We start from the raw sequence: 22,162 nt of genomic DNA on the forward strand, positions 1-22,162 counted from the left end.
TGAACAGTTAATGAAATCTTTTGAAATTAGAAAAATGTGGTTAGATTTTTTTGCGAGTAAAAAACATTATATAGAAAAATCATTTTCTTTAATTCCTCATAAAGACTCTACTTTATTATGGGTTAACGCAGGAGTAACTCCTTTAAAAAAATATTTTGATGGAACACAAGTTCCTGCTTGCCGTAGAATTGCCAATATTCAAAAATGTATTCGCACTAACGATATTGACAATGTTGGTCAAACCTCGCGTCATCATACTTTTTTTGAAATGTTAGGAAATTTTTCCATTGGTGATTATTTTAAAAAAGAAGCGATTCATTTTGCTTATGAATTATTAACTGCTTCTCAATGGTTTGCTTTATCTTTGGATAAACTGTATATTACTTATTTTCCCACAGATCAAGATACTTATCAATATTGGCTTGATTTAGGAGTGAAGAAAGAACATTTAATTCCTTTAAAAACTAATTTTTGGCAAATTGGTGCCGGACCTTCTGGCCCTTGTACGGAGATTTTTTTTGATAGAGGGCCCAAATACGATTTACGTCATAAAGAATTAATTATAGAAGATATCGAAAATAATCGTTTTATTGAAATTTGGAATGTTGTTTTTTCTCAATACAATTGTGATCCTAATATTCCTATGGAACAATATCCTGAACTTCCTAGTAAAAATATTGATACAGGAGCTGGTTTAGAACGTTTTGCTACTATCTTTCAAAATACTAATAGTAATTTTGAAACTGATCTTTTTTTGCCTTTAATTAAAGCCTTAGAACAATTATCGCAGGTGACTTACCAAGGACAAACAAGTTTTAAAGTTATTGCCGATCATCTTAAAACATTAGTTTTTGCTATTAATGATGGGGCCGTTTTAACTAATGAAAAAAGAGGTTATGTTTTAAAAAAACTTTTAAGAAAAGCGGTTAATCAAGGTAAAAAAATTAATTTACATTGTCCTTTTTTACATAAGTTAGTTCCTGCAACAGTTAATATGATGCGTGATTTTTATCCTGAGTTGGTTCAAAATCAAGATATGATAACTAAAATTTTGTTGCAACAAGAAAATATTTTTGGAGAAACACTAAAAACGGCAGAAGCAAGGTTTTTGCAGTGTGTCTATCAAAAGCATTTATCAGGAAGTAATTTTTTTAAACTTTATGATACTTATGGCATCCCAGAAGATTTAATCATTGAAACTGCTCAAAAACATCATGTTACTTTTGATCATTTGGAATTTAAAAAATTATTAGAACAACACCAAAAGATGTCTAAACAAAAGCAATTATTTATGGCTGATATGAATCAACAAGAAGAAAAGTTTTTGAATTTTAAAGAAAAAAGTGAATTTGTTGGTTATCATCAGGGGCATGTGACAACTAAAGTGATAAGGGTTTTTGATCAAGGAATAGTGTTATTGCAAACTCCTTTTTATGCTCCTATGGGAGGTCAAATAGCAGATGATGGTTTTATTAATGGTGTTTTAGTAAAAAATATTGTTAAATTGCCTAATGGTCAATTTTTGCATGAAGTGACAGGTGATTTTCATGAAGGACAAGAAGTGGTGGCTCAAATTGATCAAAATAAAAGGGAACAAATTTCTTATCATCATACAGCTACTCACCTTTTGGAAGAGGTTTTGCGTCAAACATTAGGGAAGCATGTTGAAAAACAAGGTTCATGGGTTGGCTTTGACTCTTTACGTTATGATTTTAATCATTTTGAAAAAATAACTCCTGAAATTTTAATCAAGGTAGAACAGCGGATCAATCACCAAATTAACGAGCGTTTAGGTGTTCAGATAGAAGAGCTTTCTTTGCCAGAAGCACAAATACGTTATAGTTCTCTTTTAGAAAAGAATCAAAAAGCAAAATATTATAATAAAGTGAGAATAGTTAAAATTGGCTCTGATTTTATTGATTTATGTGGTGGCACTCATGCTAAAAATACTTATGCTTTAAACCGTTTTGCTATTTTATCTTGTGAGACTATTAGTTCAGGTGTTTACCGGATAGAAGCAGTTTGTGGCGCTCATCTTAATCAAAAAATAACTCATAAATTATCATTTTATCAAAAGAGTCAACAGGATTTAATCAAAAAAGCTCAAAAAAATGAAATACCAGGTGTTATCTTTGATATTCCTGTTGCTCCTAAGATACAACAAAGTTATCAAGATATTGTTAATGCTCAACAATATGTTCAGTTATTGCAACAAAAATTATTATTGTTTGAAAAAAGAATCTTAGAATATCATCAAAATAAATTGATCCAAGAAAAAGATCGTTTTTTGCCTGATCGCATCACTAAAGAGCTTTTGGTGATCATTGAAGAGCCAAAACCTATAGAAGCTTTAAAATATTTGATGCATTATCTTTTTGATTCTTTGCAATTAGAAGTTTTATTTCTTTGTTATGTGACTTCTGAAAAAGTGGTTTTTTTGTGTAAAAGTAAAACTATACATGCAGGTCAATTAGTGAAAGAAGTTTCTTTATTAGCTTTAGGTGCTGGCGGAGGAAGTCCTTTTTTAGGACAAGGTGGTACTAAAATAACTAAAAATATGAAGCAAGTTATTAAATTTTTAAAAGAAAAATTTAACACTTGTTAATGTGATCCACCCTTGATATCTGCTTTTTATCATTTTATTTGGTATCATATTGCACACACACGCGCATATATAAGATAAAATTATGACACATAAAGGAGTTATCAGTTATTTTAAATATCAATAAAAACTCTTATTTAGGTTTGGATTTGGGGGAAAAAACTTTGGGGATTGCTTTATCCCAAACAGGAGTGATTGCTCAAAATTTCACTACTCTTTTATTCCCATCTCATCAATATCAACAATTAATATCACCTTTACAAAAAATTATTACTGATTATCAAGTAAAAATGATTGTTTTAGGTTATCCTAAACATATGAATAATGATATTGGCATTAAAGCTAAAGTAAGCATTACTTTTAAAAAGAGACTGGAAAAAGCTTTTCGTGATGTGGAAGTGGTTTTGTGGGATGAACGGTTATCCACTTTACAAGCATTATCAATGTTAAGACAAAATAATAAAAAAAAAGCTAAGATTAAACAACTTAAAGATGGCATTGCAGCTACTATTATCTTACAAAACTATCTAGATTATCAAAAACGTTAAAGTGAAGGGATATGTAACCTCATGATGTTTAATAAAACAATATATTTAGCTAAATTAAAAAAATATGCTCAAGATCATCATATTCCTATTTTACAAGATACTAGTTTAACTTTAATTTTGCAAATAATGGAGCAATATCAAATTAAAAATATTTTAGAAATTGGAACGGCTATTGGGTATAGTGCTTTGGCGATGAGTAATGAAAATACTACCATTGATACTTTAGAAAGAGACTTTCTTAGTTATCATTTGGCTAAAAATTTTTTACAAGCGATTCCTTTTCAAATTAATATTATTTGGGCTGAAGCTTTAATTTATCCTTTAACTTGTTTAACTACTTATGATTTAATTTTAATTGATGCCGCCAAAGCTCAATATCAAAAGTTATTTTTAAAGTATTATTCTTTGTTGCGTCCTCAAGGTATTATTATTTGTGATAATCTGCATTTAAATGCTTTTTTAAATGAACAAAATAGTTCTCAACCAACACCTAAACATAAAGGTATTTTAAAAAAAATGGATGATTTTAAAGCTTTTTTAGAAAATCATTCAGATTTTACAACTATTTTTCATAATATTGGCGATGGGTTAAGTATTTCTTATAAAAAAAGATAAAATAATAGTGGATGGTAAATATAAGTTTATGATGCTTTTATTAAAAATAAGTTTAAAGGAGTTTTTGGGATGAAGAACACAGTTTATGAATTAACGCCATCAGGGATAGCGAAATTAAAAAAAGAATTAGTTGATTTAACAGAAGTCAAACGGAAAGAAAATTTGGAAGCTTTGAAAGAAGCACGTGAACAAGGGGATTTGTCGGAAAATGCTGATTATGATGCAGCCCGCAATGAACAAGCTTTAATAGAACATCGTATTTTAGAAATTAAAAATATTTTAAAAAATGTGCGAGTAGCTAAAGTTTCTAAAGATAAAGAAATTGGGATTGGGAAAAAGGTCTTTTTAGAACTTCTAAATTCAGGCTCTCAACAAACTATTGAATTAGTTAGCACTTTGGAATCAGATCCTTTTACTGATAAAATTTCTATTGATTCTCCTTTGGGAAAACATATTAAAGGACATGAAATAGGAGATGTGGTTTTTGTTACTAGTGAAACTGGAAATACTTTTAAGGTTAAAATTTTAAATGTGGAGTAACAACAACTTGTTAAAATCACTTTATTTACCAAAATATTATTATCCTTCGGTCTTCCATATTCCCTTTGATTATTTTTTACAAAAAGGGATTAAAGCTTTATTTTTTGATTTAGACAATACTTTAGTTGATGGTCAGCAAAAAGAATTAGATATGAAGACTAAAAAGCTTTTACAGCAACTTTCTGTTTCTTTTAAAATTATGATTCTTTCAAATGCTTCTTATAAGAGATTACAACATGCTTTAACTAAAGATTTTCATTTTATTCATTTGCCTTTATGGATGAAAAAACCTTCAAAGCAAGCATTTCAAAAAGCAATGCATATAGTCGATCTTAAACCTGAAGCTATTTTGATGATTGGGGATCAGTTACATACAGATATTAATGGGGCTAATCGTTCCAATATTACTTCTTTGTTAGTCAAACCCTTAAACCTTAAACAAGAAAGTATTTGGACTAAGTTTAATCGTTTTTATCGAGAAAAGCGTTTTTTAAAGAAATTAAAAGTAAATCATTATCATCTTTGGCAAACTAAATTTCAAGATTTTGAAGGTAAGTGATATGTTATTGAAACAAATTCGTCAAGTTGTCGAAATTAAATTAAAAAGTGATCCGTCGCGTTTAGCACATACTTTAAGGGTTTATCGTACTGCTACTAAAATGGCAAGATATTATCGCAAATCTATTTTGCCTATTCAAATTGCTGCTCTATTTCATGATTATACTAAAAATGATTCTTTGGAACAACAAAAACCTTATTTAACAGCAGCAAGTATGGTTAAATATCAAAATACTCCCTCTATCTTTCATGCGCTATCAGCGGCTAATTTTTTAAAACAAGAGTTAGAGGTTTGCGATAAAGTTATCTTAAATGCTATTAAAAAGCATGTTTGGGGTCACAAGACTATGAATTATGCTGATAAAATTGTTTTTTTAAGTGATAAAATTGAACCAGGAAGAGAGTATCCGCAACAAAAATATTTTGAGACATTGGCGTATCGTAACATTCATCAAGCTGTTTATGAAATGTTAAATTATAACTTTAATTATTTTTTAAAAAAGGGGGTTCCTTTGCCTGCTGATTATAAAGTTATTCTAACATCTTTAAAAGGTGATATTAAAATGAAAAGTAAGTATATATGATGACTAAAACTACTAATATTATCGGAGGTAGATATAAAGGTCATAAAATTAAATTAGTACCTTCTTTGGATACTAAAGCAACTAGTTCCTTAGTGAAAGAAGCTCTTTTTAATATATTAGGAACTGCTGTTAAAGATAAAGTTTTATTAGATTTATTTGCTGGTAATGGTTCTTATGGTTTTGAAGCTTTAAGTCGTGATGCTTTAAAAGTGTTTTTTGTAGATTCTTCCTTAAAAGCTTTTCACACTTTAAAATATAATCAACGTAAATTAAAGCTTGATGATGAACAAAGTGTTATTTTTTATGCTCATTACTTGGCGGCTTTAAAAAAAATGCAAAAATTGAATTTAATTTTTGATTTTGTGATTGTTGATCCTCCTTACTTTAAAGCATTATATGAATCTACTTTTGTTTATTTAGGGCAATTAACTCATGATAAAAGTATTATTATTTGTGAATCGCATCGTAGGATTGATTTGCCTTTGCACATGAAAGAATTTGAATTGGTTAAAGTTAAAATTTATGGTAATAAAAAACTTAATTTTTATCATAAAATGACTATTTAGTTGAATAATATATATTATATATCAATTATAAAACATAATTGAAAGGAGCTTTAAAGATGGAGTTATCAAGTGTTTTGTATTTATTTTTGGGAGTTGTATTAGGAGGGATTATAGGAGCCTTTTTGATGTTCCGTTGGTTTAAGAAATATTTACAAAAGAATCCTCCTATTAATGAACGTCAAATTAAAGAGATGTTTCGTCAAATGGGGCGTACTCCTTCTGAAAAACAAATTCGTCAAATTGTCAATAGTATGAAACAGGCTAAATAAAAGAGTAATGGAACAGGTTTATGTTATTGTAATTATTTTACTCACTGTTGTTATTTTTTGGATCATGAATTATTTTTATCAAAATAAGATGAAAGATAAAATGAAAAAGTATTTATTGTCTTGCGAGCCATTAGAACAAGAAGTGTTAAAAAGTTTTTTACAAGAGAGTCAAAAAGATTTTTTGTTAACTAAAGATGCTGCTATTACTAAAAAGTTATTAAAGTTAAAGATTATTGAGATTAAAACCACTATTGTTAATCATAAATGTAATAGTTATATGCTTAATCCTTTAGTTAAAAAAGTTATTAAGGGTAATCGTCGTTTAACTAAAATGTATTTAAATAATTAAATAATAAAAAAACACCTTTGTAAAAAGGTGTTTTTTGTTTGATAATAAGTTTTATTGGGTAATTAATTCATGATAAGGGGCTACTTTAACCTTAACATGAGGATCAAGGCTAATTAAACGTGAAATAGGACATCTTTGGTGGGTTTGTTCTAAAATTATTTGGGTTTGTTCTAGTGACATCTGATCAATTCCTAAAATAGCAGTTGGTTTAAAACAAAAACCTTGTTTATCTTTTAACATTTCTAAAGTAATTTTTACTTTTAAATCTTTATCTTGTTGCCCTTGTTCTTCTAATACTTTTTTAGAGGTTTTATAAAAACAGATAGCCCAAGAAAGACAAAATAAATCTTTAGGTCCTGATTGATTAGAACTAGGTTCTAAGGCTGAAACTAATTTTTTAGTAGTGCCGCTTTTTTCTTCAAAAAAACATAAATCATTTAAATGGGGATGAAAGTAAGTAGTAGTTTGAAAAATGATCATTTTAAATCCTCTTTCCTTATCTATAAAATAGTTTTGTTTTATTTTTAAAATTACTATTTCTATTTTTATTATAACATTAACATTTATAAAGCGATATACATTTGTTATCTCGCCTAGACCAAAACTAATAATTTTCCTTATTTAATTATTTTTTTTGCGCGTTAATAAAATATGCTTATATGTTATAATAATATTAATTAGTGTTTTTTTGAAATTGCTTCCAATGAACTATCCAATTTTTATTATTTTTTGGTTAGTTATGGTCGGTTAGTGATTAACAAAATAGCGAAATAGAAATAATTGGTATTATTGGTAATATAAAGAAAAAAGGGATTTGTGGTTTGAAAAAAGCTTTAGTGATTAGATTTTTAGCTGGTGTTTATGATCTTCGAGATTTAGAAAGTAAAACTTTTTTACAAGCTAGAAAAAGAGGCACTTTAAAAGGATTTGATGTGAATCTTGATGTTAATAAAACAAATACAATTAATGGCAAACCTAAGAATTTAATTATTAAGGTGGGTGACATTGTAGGTTATCAATTTTGTTATGATAAATATTTAATTGATACTGTTTTTGTGCGAAAAAATGAATTACAAAGACCTAACATTGCCAATATTAATCAAGTATTATTGGTTTTTTCTTTGATTAGACCTCATTTTCAAACGCTTTTATTAGATAAATTTTTATTAATTTTAAAGAAACAAAAATTAGATTTAGTTTTAGTTTTTTCTAAAATTGATTTGCTTGAAAGAAATGATTTGGAAAACGTTAAACAACAAATTTCGTATTATGAAAAATTTTATCCTTGTTATTTTGTGAACAGTAAACAACAAATTGGGATTGATGTTTTAAAGGATATTTTTGCTAATAAAATTACTGTTTTAGCAGGACAAACAGGAGTTGGTAAATCTACCTTGTTAAAAGCATTAATTCCTGATGCATATTTAAAAACACAAGAAATTTCAGAAAGTTTAGGCAGAGGTAAGCACACTACTAAAAATGCTCAATTATATGAATTTAATCATGGTTTTATTGCCGATACTCCTGGTTTTTCGAAGTTAGATTTAAATGATTTTGTTTATGGCGATTTAAAGGATTTTTATCCTGATTTTTTATGTTATGTGCATGATTGTTTTTTTGGTAATAATTGTTTACATTTGCAAGAAGATAAATGCGGTGTGAAGCAAGCTTTGGAAAACGGCGACCTTCCTTTTTGGAGATATCAAAATTATCTTTATTTTATGGCTGAAATTAAAAAAGAGAAAAAAAGTTATCCAAGACACCAAGACAAATAAAAGATAGTAAACATCAATGATAACATTATTTTTTTAATTGCTGTTATTGTGTGGGATTTAGATTTAATCGCAAAGAGCAAACCTCCCCCGTTAAAAACAACAAAAATGCAAAATAAAGAAATGAAGGAGCACAGGAGTTACAAAATGAAAATAGGAATTATTGGATTACCGAATGTAGGAAAATCAACTTTATTTAATGCTTTAACCAAAATGCAAGTTTTAGAAGCCAATTATCCTTTTGCCACTATTGAACCTAATGTAGGAGTTGTGGAAGTCAAGGATCCTCGTTTACAAATTTTAGCTCAGATTTTTCAATCGCAAAAAATTATTTCTACTTTAATTGAGTTTCGTGATATTGCAGGTTTAGTGGCTGGTGCATCTCAAGGAGAAGGGTTAGGCAATCAATTTTTAAGTCATATTCGTAGTGTTGATGCTATTTGTCACGTTGTTAAATGTTTTCAAGATCCTAATATTGCTCACGTTATGACGAAAGGCGATCCTTTGGAAGAAATTAAGATTATTGAAACCGAATTAGCTTTAGCTGATTTAGATCAAATTGAGAAACGTTTACAAAAGTTAATGAAGCAAAAAAAGAAAGGCGATAAAGAGTTATTATTAGAAGAAGCTCTTTTAACTAAAATTAAATATCATTTAACTAATCAAACTTTAAAGGATTTGAGTTTAGATGTTAAAGAAATGAAAATGGTTAAAAGTTTTAATTTATTGTGTTTAAAACCTTCGCTTTATTTAGCTAATGTCAAAGAAAATGAATTAGCCAATATTAAAGATAATCAATTTTATCAAAAAGTATCGTTACATGCCGCGCAAGAAGGTAAAATTATTGTGCCCATGTGTGTGCAATTGGAAAAAGAGTTGTCAGGCTTAGCCGAGGAAGAAAGACAATTGTTTTTAAAAGATTATGGTTTAATCCAAACTGCTTTAAATCAATTGATTCAAGCTAGTTATCAACTTTTAGGATTGCAAACTTATTTTACAGCAGGCCCTAAAGAAGTACATGCTTGGTCTTTTCAAAAAGGACTTAAAGCTCCTGAATGTGCTAGAATTATTCATACAGATTTGCAAAAAGGTTTTATCAAAGCTGAAGTAGTGGCTTATCAGGATTTAGTAGAAGCTCAAACTTTTCAAAAAAGCAAAGAAAAGGGTAAAGTGAGAATCGAAGGAAAAGAATATCAAGTGCAAGACGGCGATATTATTACTTTTAGGTTTAATGTGTAAAAGTGCGTTGGCACGCGCGTTAATAATTAAGATATCAAACGTTTTCGTTTTTAAATTTAATTTTACTTATGACGCGTGTTGCAATCATTTTTTAATAAGATAGTTTTTAGTTTTTGGATTGCATGCTTTTTAATGGTTGTGCTGTGATGGTCATTATATAGATACAATAAATATTAAGGAAACAAGTTAAGATTATGAAAAATTATAAAAATACTCTTTTAATGCCTCAAACCGATTTTCCCATGAAAGGTAATTTGGGTAAAAATGAAATTAATATTCAACAAAAGTGGTATCAGCAAAAGTTATATCAAAAAAAACTAAAGCAAAATCAAGGTGCTCCGATGTTTATGTTGCATGATGGCCCCCCTTATGCTAATGGTAACCTTCATATTGGACACGCTTTAAATAAAATTTTAAAAGATTTTATCGTTCGTTTTCATAGTATGAAGGGTTTTTATGCCCCTTATATTCCAGGATGGGATACTCATGGGCTTCCTATTGAAGCAGCAGTTCTTAAAAAAGATAGAGACAAGTATTTATCTAGTCGTCAAAAACTTTTGGAAAAATGTCAAGCGTTTGCTTTAGAAAATGTGGATAATCAAAAAAAACAATTTCAAAGATTAGGAGTCTTAGGAGATTGGGATCATCCTTATTTGACCCTAGATCCTAAGTTTATGGCGGATCAAGTGAGGATTTTTGGGAAAATGGTGGCTGAAGGAGTTGTTTTTAAAGCTCTTAAACCTATTCATTGGTCGCCTACTTTAGAGTCGGCTTTAGCTGAAGCAGAATTAGAATATCATGAGCACCAATCTCCTTCCATTTATGTTGCTTTTCCTATGGCTGTTGCCTCGGATAGTTTGTTTCAAAATGCTTGTGCAATTATTTGGACTACTACTCCTTGGACCTTGCCAGCTAATAAAGCTATAGCAGTGCATCCTCATCAAAAATATCAATTAATAGATGTTTTGAACAAACGTTATTTAGTTGGTAAAAATGCGCTTCCTCAATTAAAAAAAGCTTTAGCTTGGGATGATGCAACAATTCAAATTATTAAGACTTTTCAAGGAAAAGAATTAGAATATTTAACATATCGCAATCCTTTAGTGCCTACAACTGGATTTTTCATTTTATCAGACCATGTTTTAGATAATGAAGGAACTGGGTTGGTTCATATTGCCCCTGGTCATGGTTTAGAAGATTTTATTGTTGGTCAAAAATATCATTTAGAAGTTGTTTGTAGCATTGATAAAAGAGGATTAATGAGTGCTTGTGCAGGAAAATATCAAGGTTTATTTTACACTAAAGCCAATGATGTTATTATCACTGATTTATCAGAAAATAATTATTTATTAAAAGTTGATGTGATTACCCATTCTCATCCTTATGATTGGCGTACTAAAAAACCAGTGATTTCCTTAGCGCTTTCGCAGTGGTTTGTTTCTCTTAAAAAAATAAAAACTAATTTATTAAAAGCAATTCAACAAGTTAACTGGTTGCCTCAATGGGGTAATTTAAAAATGACTAATATGATGCAAGAACGTGAAGATTGGAATATTAGTCGTCAAAGAACTTGGGGAGTTCCTATTGCTATTTTTTATGCTGAAAACAAAGAACCTATCTTAGATTTGGCAGTTACTAATCATGTGGCTAATTTATTTGAAAAACACGGTATTGAAATTTGGTATGAATGGGATTGTCAGCAACTTTTGCCTCCGAATTATCAACATTCGAATAGTCCTAATGGTATTTTTACTAAAGAACTTGATATTATGGATGTTTGGTTTGATTCAGGAACTTCTTATAGCGTGATTAAACGTAGATATCAAACTGATGTTAGTGCCCTTTATTTGGAAGGCAACGATCAACATCGTGGTTGGTTTAATTCTTCTTTGATTACTTCTGTTGCTGCTTTTCAAAAAGCCCCTTATCATACTGTTATTACTCATGGTTTTGTTTTAGATGGTAAGGGTCAAAAAATGAGTAAATCCCTAGGAAACATTATTGATCCTTTAACCATTGCTTCTCAAAAAGGAGCTGATATTATGAGGTTATGGGTAGCTAATACTAATTATAATTTTGATGTTCGCATTAATAATGCTATTTTGAATCAAGTCGAAGATATGTATCGTAAAATTAGAAATACCTTGCGTTTTATGATGGGCAATTTAGCTCGTTTTGATAAAGATCAGCATTATTTGACTTGGGATCAACGTAAACCTATTCATCAAGCTGTGATTCTTGATTGGGAAGAAATTGTAGTCAAAATACTTCATTCTTATCAAGTTTATGATTTTGAAGCGATTATCAGGAATCTCTTCCCCTTTATTACTAATAAAATTAGTGCTTTTTATTTTGATTTTAGTAAAGATATTTTATATATTGAAAAAGAGGAACATTTAGAACGCCAAATGATTCAATCAACTATTTATGATTTATTATTAGGTTTTTTACAAGTGTTGACTCCTATTATTCCACATACTACGTCTGAAGCTTATAGTTTTTGTCCTTTTTTTGATCATGAAGATGTTTATTTAGAGTCGATGCCACAATTGCATCATTATGAAGGCAAGCATCTTTTAGTAGAATACCATCGTTTTTTAGCATTGAGAAAAAACGTGTTACAAACTTTAGAAAAAGCAAGACAAAGTAAAATTATTAATTCCTCCCTACAAGCACATCTTCATTTAGAATTAACAAAAGAACATCTTTATGTTTGTGATGTGTTGCAAATCAAAGAACAGTTACACCAATTGTTTATTGTTTCCAAAGTGACTTTAGTATCAAAAGATGTTTTGGGAATTAAAGTTGAAAAAGCAAATGGATATCCGTGTCAAAGATGTTGGAATGTAGTCCTTCCCCATATTAATCAAGATTTATGCTTTCGTTGCCATAATATTTTAAACCATCAAGAAAAGAAAGGTGAATGGGATGAAAAATGATAATATCAACATTAATCATGGTGCCAACCATAAGAAATTAAACCCAAAGCCAAGCAAAATCCAATATGGAGCAGAATTAAAAAAATTACTAATTGTTTTTATGGCTTTAATAGGATATGATTTGATTTCTGTTTGGGCTATTAATTGTACTGGAGGACCAAGTGGTAAGGAGGGGTACAAAACTGATCTTTATCCTGGTGGTATTCATGGTTTAGGTGATTTAATTGGTAAACTGTTGTCTAAAATGGGTGTTTTGTCTTATGATCAGATTACTAATTTTGGGATGATTTTTTATTTGGTTGTCAACATTGCTTTTTTATGGTTTATTTCTTATCGTTATTTAGATTTATATTTTACTGTTACCACTGCCTTAGCAGCTATATTTTTACCTTTAATGGGGATGTTGCTTCACGTAGCTGTTAAAGATGGTTTTTTACAAAAGAGTGAACGTTTTTTTGGTCTTTTCGCTCCAGAAGCTGATTTTGTTTCTGATTTTTCACGAGCTATTTTTGCTGGTTTTTTTATTGGTTTTTTTTATGCCATCCCTATTAAATTAAAGTCTTCTACTGGTGGCATCGATATTATTGGTAAATACTTATGGGTTTATAAGAAAAAAAATATCGCTGTTACTATTGAAGTGTTTGGATATGTTTTAGTTTTCATTGGTTTTATTGCTAACCTTTTTTTAGAGGGTCTTCCAAACGAAACTTGGAAACTTTTATTACCGCTTTTATATGCTTTTGTTAGAATTAAGTTAACTGGTTTTATGATAAACATAATTGCTGTTAAAAGCGAACAATAAAAATGATTTATTAAAACTATGCCAAACTGCTTTGTAACAGTTTGGCTTTTGGTCTTTTGGTTGCGCTTGAAAAATATTTGTAAAGACAAAAGTGTGATCATGGGTATATTAAACCATCACTAACCAAAGTTATTTTTCTTGATATGAATTTGCATTTATATTTTAATTAAATAAAAGGATTTTTTTAATGAACACAATCTTTAGTCAAAAAACTCCTGAACAATTACTCAAGATGTTTAAAACTGATTTTAATAAAGGACTTTCGCCTCAAGAAGCCCTGCAAAGATTAACTATTTATGGTAATAATCAAATTAATGCTTTAACTCAGGAAACTTTTTATCAAAAATTAAAAAAACAATTTCAAGATTTATTAGTTATTATTTTGTTAATGGCAGCAGCCATTAATTTAACAATCGGTATTTTTCAAAATAAACATGAAGAAATTTATGAAGCATGTTTTATTTTATTCATTGTGTTAGGTAATGCTTTGTTAAGTATATATTATGAAAATAAAACTCAACAAGCATTATCTTTTGTTGAAAAAAAAGTAGCTCTTAGGGTTAAAGTTGTTAGAGATAATAAGCATCTTTTGATTCCTATGGTGAATTTAGTTCCAGGAGATATTGTTATTTTAGAAACAGGCGATTTGGTTTCTGCTGATATGCGTCTTTTGGAAAGTTTTAATTTAACTGTGGACGAATCTCTTTTTACAGGAGAATCGCAAGCTATTTTAAAACAAGAACTTACTTTGCCGCAAAATAAAAATATAGCTGATTTATCACTTGTAAATATGGTTTTTATGAATACTGTTGTTTTAAAAGGAAGAGGCAAAGGGTTAGTAGTTGCTACTGGGATGAAAACTGAAATTGGTAAAATTACTACTTTTATTGCTAAACCTCAAATTACTAAAACTCCTTTAGAACAAAAATTAACTAAATTAATCAAAACTCTAACTTTATTAATATCTATGATCGTTATTTTGAATGCTTTGATCGTTTTGTTGAAACAAACTGGGTTTGGTTGTTTGCAATGGGATATTTTACAAAGTACTTTTTTAGATTCGCTTGCTTTAACAGTTGCTGCTATTCCTGAAGGTTTGCTAATCATTATGACTTTAATTTTGGCTTTAGGAATGAAGAAACTAACTGTTTTAAATGCAATTGTTAAAAATTTAAAAACCTTGGAAACTTTAGGGGCTGTTAATGTTATTTGTACTGATAAAACAGGTACTTTAACACAAAATAAGATGACTGTTAAACAAATTATTACTGCTGATGCGTTAATTGCTGCACTTCCCTTATGTCATGCCTTTTCTCTTAATCCTCATAGATTGATGTTAGAAAAATTAATGCTTTTTGGTGTTTTATGTAATGATGCTTTAATTAGTCCCAAGCCTAATCAAAAGTTATTAGAAGTTTTTGCTGATCCTACTGAAAAAGCTTTGATTAATTTAGCTTTATTTTATCAAATGGATGTGTTAACTTGGAAAAAAAAATATGTTCGTTTAGGGGAAATTCCTTTTGATGCTCAAAGAAAATTAATGACTACTTTTAATCATAATATGGCAGAAAATACTATTTATCAAATTACTAAAGGGGCTCCTGAAGTTTTATTAAAAAGAAGTCATCAAGTGATGTATCAAGGGCGCATTATCCCTAAAGATGACAGGATTAATCATATTTTAGAAAAACAAATTAGTCAATTAACTCAGCAATCTTTAAGAGTTTTGGGGATAGCTTATAGCATTTTGCCTTTTGATCCTGCTTTTAAAATTGATCAAGTGTTGCAACCAGAATATAATCTTATTTTTGTAGGAGTGGTAGCTTTAGAAGATCCTATTCGTCCTGAGGTTTTTCAAGCTATTGCCAAATGCCAAGCAGCTTATGTGACTCCTATTATGATTACAGGTGATCATCTCCAAACAGCTATGGGGATTGCTCAAAAATTAAATATTTTAGCTACTCGTGATGATTTAGCAATTACAGGGGAAACTTTGAATCATTTGTCGGAAGCAGAATTTTTAGATAAGTTAGAATATATTAAAGTTTATGCACGCACTAATCCTCAACATAAATTAAAAATAGTAAAAGCTTGGCAAAAAAAAGGTTTTGTGGTATCAATGACAGGTGATGGTGTGAATGATGCTTTAAGTATCAAACAGGCTAATATTGGTATTGCTATGGGAATTACTGGAACTCATGTTGCTAAAATGGCATCTGATATGATCTTAACAGATGATAATTTTGCTACCATTGTGAAAGCTTTAGAAGCAGGACGTAATGTTTTTAATAATATTAAAAAAAGCTTAGTTTTTCTTTTAAGTTGTAATGTGGGCGAAATTATGTTAATTTTACTTAGTAATTTATTTGGTAGTTATTGGTTTGGCGGGGATTTTAAAATTTTAACAGCTTTTCAAATTCTTTGGATTAATTTAGTGACAGATTCCCTAGTAGCAATGGCTTTAGGATTGGAACCACAAGAACAAAACTTAATGTCTCAAAAACCACGTCAGATGAATGAAAATCTTTTAAATAAAAGTATTTATTATAAAATTATGATTGAAGGCTGCTTAATTGCTTCATTAGCTTTTTTAGCTGCTTTGGTTGGTTATTATTGGCATGGATACAATCATCAATATGCTCAAACTTTTGCTTTTATGGTACTTGCTATTTCTCAATTAATTCATGTTTGGAATTTACGTAGTTTTAAGGTATCTATGTTTAAATTAAAACCTAATCTTGCTTTAAGAAAAGCCTTTGGTATTAGTTTGTTGTTGCAATTAATAATTATTTTAATCCCTGCTATCAGGTCACTTTTTAAATTAATGCCTTTATCAAGTGTTGATTATTTGATTATTTTCTTTTTTTCCTTATGTCCTTTAATTGTGGTTGAAATATATAAAAAAATAATGACAAAGAGTTGTGTTTGATTGATTATTTTTGTTTTTGAAAGATCATTAATATTCGTATTTGAATATTCAATGATATATCTTTTTTTTATTTTGATAAAATAGGATATGAAATTAAACAGTAATATTAAAAAAATAAAGTTAAACCGTTGATGTTGATAAAACAAACAGTTTAACTTTTTTTGTTATTTTTTTAAATGTAGGGTTAATTCTAATCTTTCTTTTTGAGCTTTTAAATCTTTTATTTGTTCTTGTAATTGTGCTTTTTGTTGTGCTAAACCCATGATTTGATTTCTGTTTTGTTTAAAAATAACACCACCATTATAAACAGTCATCAAGAAATAACAACCTCCAAATGTTAATATTGATCCAACTATTTGCGCACCACTTAACTTAAAAGGGGTTTTGACTTCGGGATGTGAATAACCTTGTTGTTGATAATATGATCCTTGCATAATTAATTGCTTTTCTCCTTATATTGATTTTTAATATAATATTAATTATTTTTTATTTAATCTTGTTTTTGATAAGCTAATGATTTAGTGATATCTACATCTTTTTCTAATTGTTTTAAATTTTGTTGTAATTGCATAATTTCAGATATAAGTTGTTGTTTTTTCATATTTTGTATTTGAATATCTCTATTATAAGCCAAAGTTTTGAATAAAGGATATGTCATAATTAAACCAATTCCGAAAGTTGAAATACCTATAATAATCCATATTATTTTGGCAACACCACTTAATTTACATACATAAATTTCTTCTCCAAGATATTCATTTTGATAATTATACATTTTTTCCCCTTTTTACTCCCTTTTCTTTTTCTTTTTATTGCAATAGTAATCTTTTCTCTTTTATGAGATTAAAAAAACAATTACTAGCTATATGCAATAGTAATCTTTTCTCTTTTATGAGATTAAAAAAACAATTACTAGCTATAATTATACACGAAAAACAAAAAAAAACAAGTTTTATACTCACACAACCTTTATATCTCAGCAATCCACTTAGCTTTTTATATTTTAAAAAAATATTATCAATAACGATTAGTGTTATCGGTTGGCGTTATTAAAACAATAATGATTATGAAATAACTGATATGTTTTATATTTATATGATATGTCAATGATATTTATTGACGCATTACATTAAATTTGTGTATCCCCTTTAACACTAAAAACACATTAAACAACTTTATTATAAGAAAATGCAATAAAAACTTGACTATTGCTCTCTTTTTTTATAAAATATTAGTGATGGTAAAACAGTGATAGCTAAAATCATTAAAAAAATCTCTGGTCTTTAAGAGACTTTTCTAAGTAATTCTTTGCTGTTTGAGAAAGAAAGGAAAGCAGGTGATTGTTAATGATTGAAGTTATGAAACTTTACCTTAATAAAAGGAGAGTTAAAACTAATGTCAAGATATACAGGTTCACTTTGGAAGGTTTCAAGACGTCTTAATTATTCTGTGACAGAAACCGGAAAAGAATTACGTAAAAGAGCTTATGCGCCAGGACAACACGGTCAAAAGCGTTCTAAATTAAGTAATTATGGGTTACAATTACAAGAAAAGCAAAAATTACGTTTTACTTATGGCGTATCAGAAAAGCAATTTCGTAAAATTTTTGAAAACGCTAGTAAATTAAAAGGTATTCATGGTGAAATGTTTTTGATATTATTAGAATCACGCCTTGATAATGTGGTTTATCGTTTGGGTTTTGCCAAAACTCGAGCACAAGCAAGACAGTTAGTTAATCATGGCCATATTTTGGTTAATGGTAAAAAAACCGACATTGCTTCTTATCGTTTGAAACCAGGAGAAACTGTTACTTTAAGAGAAAAATCAAAAAATTTAAAGATTGTTGAAGAAGCTTTGAAAAGTAAATTTGTTCGTTTGGATTATGTTTCTTTAGATAAACAATTAGTTGGCAAATATGTTAGATATCCTCAAAGAAATGAATTTTTGTCTGAAATCAATGAACAATTAATAGTTGAATATTATAATAGATAATTTAAACACCCTTTGAAATAGGGTGTTTTTTGTGTAATGTTTTTTTGTCGCTTCACAAAACAACTTTATTAAACCAACCTGAATCCATATTATATTTTAAAGTTTCTTTCGTTCCATTATTTTATTATTTTGACAATCAGAATATTTAGAAACAAGGAGAAACATTTATTTTGAGGATTACTCAAATGGTAGTAACACGTTTATTTTACTCTTTTTTTAATCACTTTACTGCTTCGCCCTTTTTCGAAAAAACGTCATTTATATGATTTCAGTTTTGTTATATTTTTAACAAATCTAAAAAAAAGGACTATTTATTATTATGAAAAAAAATTATTTTTCACGTGAAGAAACGATTAATTTTCTTCAAAAAACAAGTCATCAAAGTGCAGAAATAACTTTGCAAACTTTGGGTTCCTCGTCTAAAGGTTTAGATAATGCCATAGTTTCTTTGCAAAGAAATTTATATGGCCTTAATGTTTTATCAGAGGAGAATAAACATAATTGTTTTAAAAAAATATTGCAAATGGCCCTTTCCCCCTTTAATATTATTTTATTAATTTTAATGGTAGCCTCTTTGATTAATGATGTCATCATTCCTTCTCGATCAGAAGAAAAAAGCTTTACCACCATCATTATTACTGCAATTATGTTTATTAGTTCTTTGATTGTTCAATTTACTCAAGAAAATAAATATTTAAAAATTACGTCACAGTTAAAGCAATTAGTCCAAAATACAACCGCTGTGAAACGAAATGGTCAAAAACAAGAAATTCCTTTAGAAGAAGTGGTTCCTGGAGATATTGTTCTTTTGGCTGCAGGCGATATTATTCCTGCTGATATGAAATTGCTTGAAACTAAGGATTTTTTTGTTAAAACTACTACTTTTACTGGTGAATCAGAACCTATTGAAAAAAAAGCTCAATCGCAAAGTCAATATGATAATATCTTAGAAGATCAAAGATTAGTTTTGGCAGGAACGACAGTTATTTCTGGTTATGCAACAGGAATTGTTGTTTTAACTGGTAAAAATACTTATTTAGGACATATTAGTAAAACCATTAATCAAAAAAAAGAACTTTCTTATTTAGATACTAATTTAAATGCTATTTCTAAGTTATTAATTGTATGCATTGTTTTAATGACCCCCTTGGTTTTTTTATTGAATTTTTCTAAGAATTCAGCGAATTCATCCCTTTTACAATCTATCTTATTTGCTTTAACGATTGCTTTTGGATTAACCCCTAAAATGCTTCCTTTAATTATTGCCACTTCTTTTTCCAAGGGAATCGTTTCTTTATCTAAAAGCAAAGTGATTGTTAAAAATTTAAACGCTATTTCTAGTTTTGGAGCTATGAATGTTTTATTTACTGATAAAACAGGAACTTTAACTCAAGATCAAGTTTTTTTAGAAGATTTTTTAGATTTAAGCGGAACTAGGAATTTTCGTATTTTAAGACATGCTTATTTAAATAGTTTTTTTCAAACAGGATTGAAAAGTTTAATTGATGAAGCAATTATTACTAAAATGGGCAATCATGAAGCTCATCAAGTTTCTTTGCAAAATCTTTCTCAACGATTTGTTAAAGTTGATGAAATACCTTTTGATTTTACTAGAAGAAGAATGAGTGTAGTTATTGAGGATCAATCTCAAAGACAACAAATGATTACTAAAGGCGCTATTGAAGAGATTCTTGATGTTTGTGATTATTTAGAATTGGAAGGAACTATTAAACCTTTAACTAAAACAGAGAAACAATTAGTTTTAGAAAAAACAACGCTTTATAATCAAAAAGGATTGCGTGTGGTAGGAGTAGCTCAAAAACAAATTATTCCTAATCAAACTCCTATTGAAGAGCAACAAATGGTGTTAATCGGGTTATTAACTTTTTTAGATCCGATTAAACCTAGTTCTACCCACGCTATCGCTTTATTGCATCAAAAAGGGATTATTGTTAAAATTTTAACAGGTGATAATGAAGTTTTAACTAAAGCGATTGCTCAAAAATTAAATATTGATACTACTTATTGTTTACAAGGTCATATTGTTGATCAACTTAGTGATGAATCGTTATATGAACAAGCTCAAAAAACCTATTTATTTATTAAATTGTCGCCGGAGCACAAAGCTAGGATTGTTGGTCTTTTTCAAAGAAAAGGTAAAGTTGTTGGTTTTATGGGTGATGGCATTAATGATGCTTTGGCTATGAAAAAAGCAGATTTAGGTATTTGTGTTGATACTGGTGCTGAAATTACTAAGGAAATAGCTGATATTATTCTTTTAGAAAAACAATTAAACGTGTTAGAAAAAGGAGTAACAGAAGGTCGTAAAACTTATACTAATGCTATTAAATATATTAAATTTACTTTATCTGCTAATTTTGGTAATTGTTTAAGTATTTTGTTAGCTAGTTATTTTTTGCCTTTTCAACCGATGTTAGTTTTACAAATTTTATTTTTAGATTTAGTTTATGATTTGATTTGTTTTTCGATCCCTTTTGATAATGTGGAATCATTTTATTTAAAAAAACCGTGTAAATTTGATTTTAAAAATATTAAAAATTTTATGTTGTGGTTTGGCTTCCTTTCCTTTTTAATCGATTTGTTATTTTTAATAGGGTTAAAATATATCTTTAATGAGGCAGCGTCTGAATCTTTACTTCAAACTAGTTGGTTTATTTTTTCGATGTGGTCACAAACGTTAACCCTTTTCTTATTAAGAACTGATAAAATTTTTCCTAAAAAAGGACCCCATAATCTTCCTTCTTTTGGGATTATGATTTGTTCTGTCATAGGTTTAATTATTGCTACTATATCTCCTTGTGTCCCTTTAATTGCTATACCTTTGAAGTTAGAGAAAAACATTTTTAGTTCTCATCGAGACATTTGCTTTTTTCTAATTTTATTATTAATCTTTTATGCTTTGGCGATGCTTTGGGCTAAAAAATTCTTTATTAAAAAAAATAAACAATTATTATAATATTTGATATTGGGGTGTTAATTGTGAATGCATCTTGCCTCCCCCTTCCTATTTCTTGACACCTCAAATATTTGGAAAGGTTTTTTATGTTTGGTTCTCCCTTTTTAACTTTTTTATTTTTGACCTTAATGTTGATTTTTGGTCATTTTTTCCTGGTAAAATATCAAATTTTAAAAATCTTATACCTTTTTTTGTGGTCTTTTTCTCTTACTCATCTTTTATTAAAATCGCATCACTCTTCCATTGATAAGTTTTTTCAAGATAGCTTTAATGTAAAAATTACAGATTATTTTTATGATACTTTATTAAATTTTATTTTACTAAGTATTATTATTATCAAAGCTCCTTATTTAAGAGTAGTTTTGAATAATTGGAGCAAACATTGGGTTGTTAAAAGAAGAAATATTTTTATGGGAGGCGATAAAACTCAAAAAGAAATTATTAAAACAGTAATAGAACTCTCTTCTCATAAGATAGGTGCTTTAATTACTATTGAAAAAAATAGTACTTTAGAACAATATGCTCAAAAAGCTATTTTAATTAATGGTGATGTTTCTAAAGAGTTGTTATTAAATATTTTTACCCCTAATACTCCCTTGCATGATGGAGCTGTGATTGTGAGAGGTGATAAAATTTTGTGTGCTAGTGCTTATTTCACCCTATCCTCAGCTAATGATAATTTTGATAAAAAAACAGGTTCACGTCATCGTGCTGCTTTAGGGATTAGCGAAACTACTGATAGTATGACTATTGTTGTTTCTGAGGAAACGGGTAATATTTCTATTGCTTTAGAAGGGATTATGATTAAAATTAACGAAAAAACAAAACTTCAAGAATATTTAGCAATTTTTATGAATTAAAACAGAAAAAAGAGGGACAAA

At 28.7% G+C, this 22,162-nt stretch carries 20 protein-coding genes; 17 read left to right on the forward strand and 3 right to left on the reverse strand.

All coding sequences use genetic code 11. The annotated features are described in order from the left end of the window. Window positions 1-10: 10 nt before the first annotated feature. The 9 genes from alaS to CHTY_RS02850 all read left to right on the forward strand — a co-directional run bounded on the left by alaS (window position 11) and on the right by CHTY_RS02850 (window position 6,631). The gene (gene alaS, locus CHTY_RS02810) at window positions 11-2,605 is read left to right on the forward strand and encodes an alanine--tRNA ligase (RefSeq protein WP_203552409.1); all 2,595 of its coding nucleotides are present in this window, start codon (window positions 11-13) and stop codon (window positions 2,603-2,605) included. A 107-nt stretch (window positions 2,606-2,712) separates the two neighbouring features. Then, complete coding sequence (gene ruvX / locus CHTY_RS02815; RefSeq protein ID WP_203552435.1) at window positions 2,713-3,150, forward strand: Holliday junction resolvase RuvX; 438 nt, start codon at window positions 2,713-2,715, stop codon at window positions 3,148-3,150. 24 nt (window positions 3,151-3,174) lie between these two features. Then, on the forward strand, window positions 3,175-3,765 hold the full coding sequence (locus CHTY_RS02820; protein ID WP_246454102.1) for an O-methyltransferase: 591 nt from the start codon (window positions 3,175-3,177) through the stop codon (window positions 3,763-3,765). Between the two features lie 69 nt (window positions 3,766-3,834). After that, window positions 3,835-4,305, forward strand: coding sequence for a transcription elongation factor GreA (gene greA, locus CHTY_RS02825; RefSeq protein ID WP_203552411.1), 471 nt, complete (start codon window positions 3,835-3,837; stop codon window positions 4,303-4,305). Further along, window positions 4,295-4,864 carry a YqeG family HAD IIIA-type phosphatase gene (locus CHTY_RS02830; RefSeq protein WP_203552412.1) on the forward strand — a complete coding sequence of 190 codons (570 nt, stop codon included), beginning with the start codon at window positions 4,295-4,297 and terminating at the stop codon, window positions 4,862-4,864. The genes greA and CHTY_RS02830 overlap by 11 nt, the downstream gene beginning before the upstream one ends. Before the next feature lies 1 nt (window position 4,865). After that, a complete protein-coding gene (gene yqeK, locus CHTY_RS02835; protein WP_203552413.1) occupies window positions 4,866-5,447 on the forward strand; it encodes a bis(5'-nucleosyl)-tetraphosphatase (symmetrical) YqeK in 582 nt (193 codons plus the stop codon). Then, complete coding sequence (rsmD, locus tag CHTY_RS02840) at window positions 5,444-6,013, forward strand: 16S rRNA (guanine(966)-N(2))-methyltransferase RsmD (RefSeq protein ID WP_246454103.1); 570 nt, start codon at window positions 5,444-5,446, stop codon at window positions 6,011-6,013. Before yqeK ends, rsmD begins: the two co-directional genes overlap by 4 nt. 56 nt (window positions 6,014-6,069) lie before the next feature. Further along, a complete protein-coding gene (locus tag CHTY_RS02845) occupies window positions 6,070-6,282 on the forward strand; it encodes a YneF family protein (RefSeq protein ID WP_203552414.1) in 213 nt (70 codons plus the stop codon). Between the two features lie 7 nt (window positions 6,283-6,289). Continuing rightward, window positions 6,290-6,631 carry a hypothetical protein gene (locus CHTY_RS02850; protein WP_203552415.1) on the forward strand — a complete coding sequence of 114 codons (342 nt, stop codon included), beginning with the start codon at window positions 6,290-6,292 and terminating at the stop codon, window positions 6,629-6,631. Between the two features lie 51 nt (window positions 6,632-6,682). On the opposite strand, the gene CHTY_RS02855 is transcribed toward CHTY_RS02850, so the two are convergent. Next, on the reverse strand, window positions 6,683-7,111 hold the full coding sequence (locus tag CHTY_RS02855) for an OsmC family protein (protein WP_203552416.1): 429 nt from the start codon (window positions 7,109-7,111) through the stop codon (window positions 6,683-6,685). A 341-nt stretch (window positions 7,112-7,452) separates the two neighbouring features. Between CHTY_RS02855 and rsgA the strand changes: the two genes are divergently transcribed. From rsgA to CHTY_RS02880, 5 genes are all read left to right on the forward strand, one after another. Further along, a complete protein-coding gene (gene rsgA / locus CHTY_RS02860) occupies window positions 7,453-8,406 on the forward strand; it encodes a ribosome small subunit-dependent GTPase A (protein WP_203552417.1) in 954 nt (317 codons plus the stop codon). Window positions 8,407-8,550: 144 nt separating this feature from the next. Continuing rightward, window positions 8,551-9,642, forward strand: a complete 1,092-nt coding sequence (ychF, locus tag CHTY_RS02865; protein ID WP_203552418.1) for a redox-regulated ATPase YchF — start codon at window positions 8,551-8,553, stop codon at window positions 9,640-9,642. Between the two features lie 194 nt (window positions 9,643-9,836). Further along, window positions 9,837-12,581 (forward strand): isoleucine--tRNA ligase, encoded by a 2,745-nt coding sequence (gene ileS, locus CHTY_RS02870; protein ID WP_203552419.1) that lies wholly within the window; start codon window positions 9,837-9,839, stop codon window positions 12,579-12,581. Beyond that, the gene (locus tag CHTY_RS02875; protein WP_203552420.1) at window positions 12,571-13,383 is read left to right on the forward strand and encodes a YitT family protein; all 813 of its coding nucleotides are present in this window, start codon (window positions 12,571-12,573) and stop codon (window positions 13,381-13,383) included. Before ileS ends, CHTY_RS02875 begins: the two co-directional genes overlap by 11 nt. Before the next feature lie 187 nt (window positions 13,384-13,570). After that, complete coding sequence (locus CHTY_RS02880; protein ID WP_203552421.1) at window positions 13,571-16,312, forward strand: cation-translocating P-type ATPase; 2,742 nt, start codon at window positions 13,571-13,573, stop codon at window positions 16,310-16,312. A gap of 164 nt (window positions 16,313-16,476) precedes the next feature. Here the strand turns inward: CHTY_RS02880 and CHTY_RS02885 are convergent, their stop codons facing one another. Together CHTY_RS02885 and CHTY_RS02890 are read right to left on the reverse strand one after the other, a co-directional pair. Continuing rightward, complete coding sequence (locus CHTY_RS02885; protein WP_203552422.1) at window positions 16,477-16,746, reverse strand: hypothetical protein; 270 nt, start codon at window positions 16,744-16,746, stop codon at window positions 16,477-16,479. A gap of 56 nt (window positions 16,747-16,802) precedes the next feature. Beyond that, entirely contained in the window at window positions 16,803-17,087 is a 285-nt protein-coding gene (locus CHTY_RS02890) for a hypothetical protein (RefSeq protein WP_203552423.1), read from the reverse strand. A 620-nt stretch (window positions 17,088-17,707) separates the two neighbouring features. Between CHTY_RS02890 and rpsD the strand changes: the two genes are divergently transcribed. From rpsD to CHTY_RS02905, 3 genes are all read left to right on the forward strand, one after another. After that, the gene (rpsD, locus tag CHTY_RS02895) at window positions 17,708-18,304 is read left to right on the forward strand and encodes a 30S ribosomal protein S4 (protein ID WP_203552424.1); all 597 of its coding nucleotides are present in this window, start codon (window positions 17,708-17,710) and stop codon (window positions 18,302-18,304) included. Between the two features lie 319 nt (window positions 18,305-18,623). Then, window positions 18,624-21,281: a magnesium-translocating P-type ATPase gene (mgtA, locus tag CHTY_RS02900; RefSeq protein WP_203552425.1), complete on the forward strand. Its 2,658-nt coding sequence runs from the start codon at window positions 18,624-18,626 to the stop codon at window positions 21,279-21,281. 86 nt (window positions 21,282-21,367) lie between these two features. Continuing rightward, a complete protein-coding gene (locus tag CHTY_RS02905) occupies window positions 21,368-22,141 on the forward strand; it encodes a diadenylate cyclase (protein ID WP_203552426.1) in 774 nt (257 codons plus the stop codon). Window positions 22,142-22,162 lie beyond the last annotated feature (21 nt).

This window comes from Candidatus Phytoplasma meliae (assembly GCF_016876135.2).

Bases quoted from the DNA above. Each gene is read 5' to 3' on its own strand.
- alaS (WP_203552409.1), top strand. From the start codon at position 11: ATGAAATCTTTTGAAATTAGAAAAATGTGGTTAGATTTTTTTGCGAGT.
- CHTY_RS02820 (WP_246454102.1), top strand. From the start codon at position 3,175: ATGTTTAATAAAACAATATATTTAGCTAAATTAAAAAAATATGCTCAA.
- greA (WP_203552411.1), top strand. From the start codon at position 3,835: ATGAAGAACACAGTTTATGAATTAACGCCATCAGGGATAGCGAAATTA.
- CHTY_RS02830 (WP_203552412.1), top strand. From the start codon at position 4,295: ATGTGGAGTAACAACAACTTGTTAAAATCACTTTATTTACCAAAATAT.
- yqeK (WP_203552413.1), top strand. From the start codon at position 4,866: ATGTTATTGAAACAAATTCGTCAAGTTGTCGAAATTAAATTAAAAAGT.
- rsmD (WP_246454103.1), top strand. From the start codon at position 5,444: ATGATGACTAAAACTACTAATATTATCGGAGGTAGATATAAAGGTCAT.
- CHTY_RS02845 (WP_203552414.1), top strand. From the start codon at position 6,070: ATGGAGTTATCAAGTGTTTTGTATTTATTTTTGGGAGTTGTATTAGGA.
- CHTY_RS02850 (WP_203552415.1), top strand. From the start codon at position 6,290: ATGGAACAGGTTTATGTTATTGTAATTATTTTACTCACTGTTGTTATT.
- CHTY_RS02855 (WP_203552416.1), bottom strand. From the start codon at position 7,111: ATGATCATTTTTCAAACTACTACTTACTTTCATCCCCATTTAAATGAT.
- ychF (WP_203552418.1), top strand. From the start codon at position 8,551: ATGAAAATAGGAATTATTGGATTACCGAATGTAGGAAAATCAACTTTA.
- ileS (WP_203552419.1), top strand. From the start codon at position 9,837: ATGAAAAATTATAAAAATACTCTTTTAATGCCTCAAACCGATTTTCCC.
- CHTY_RS02875 (WP_203552420.1), top strand. From the start codon at position 12,571: ATGAAAAATGATAATATCAACATTAATCATGGTGCCAACCATAAGAAA.
- CHTY_RS02880 (WP_203552421.1), top strand. From the start codon at position 13,571: ATGAACACAATCTTTAGTCAAAAAACTCCTGAACAATTACTCAAGATG.
- CHTY_RS02885 (WP_203552422.1), bottom strand. From the start codon at position 16,746: ATGCAAGGATCATATTATCAACAACAAGGTTATTCACATCCCGAAGTC.
- CHTY_RS02890 (WP_203552423.1), bottom strand. From the start codon at position 17,087: ATGTATAATTATCAAAATGAATATCTTGGAGAAGAAATTTATGTATGT.
- rpsD (WP_203552424.1), top strand. From the start codon at position 17,708: ATGTCAAGATATACAGGTTCACTTTGGAAGGTTTCAAGACGTCTTAAT.
- mgtA (WP_203552425.1), top strand. From the start codon at position 18,624: ATGAAAAAAAATTATTTTTCACGTGAAGAAACGATTAATTTTCTTCAA.
- CHTY_RS02905 (WP_203552426.1), top strand. From the start codon at position 21,368: ATGTTTGGTTCTCCCTTTTTAACTTTTTTATTTTTGACCTTAATGTTG.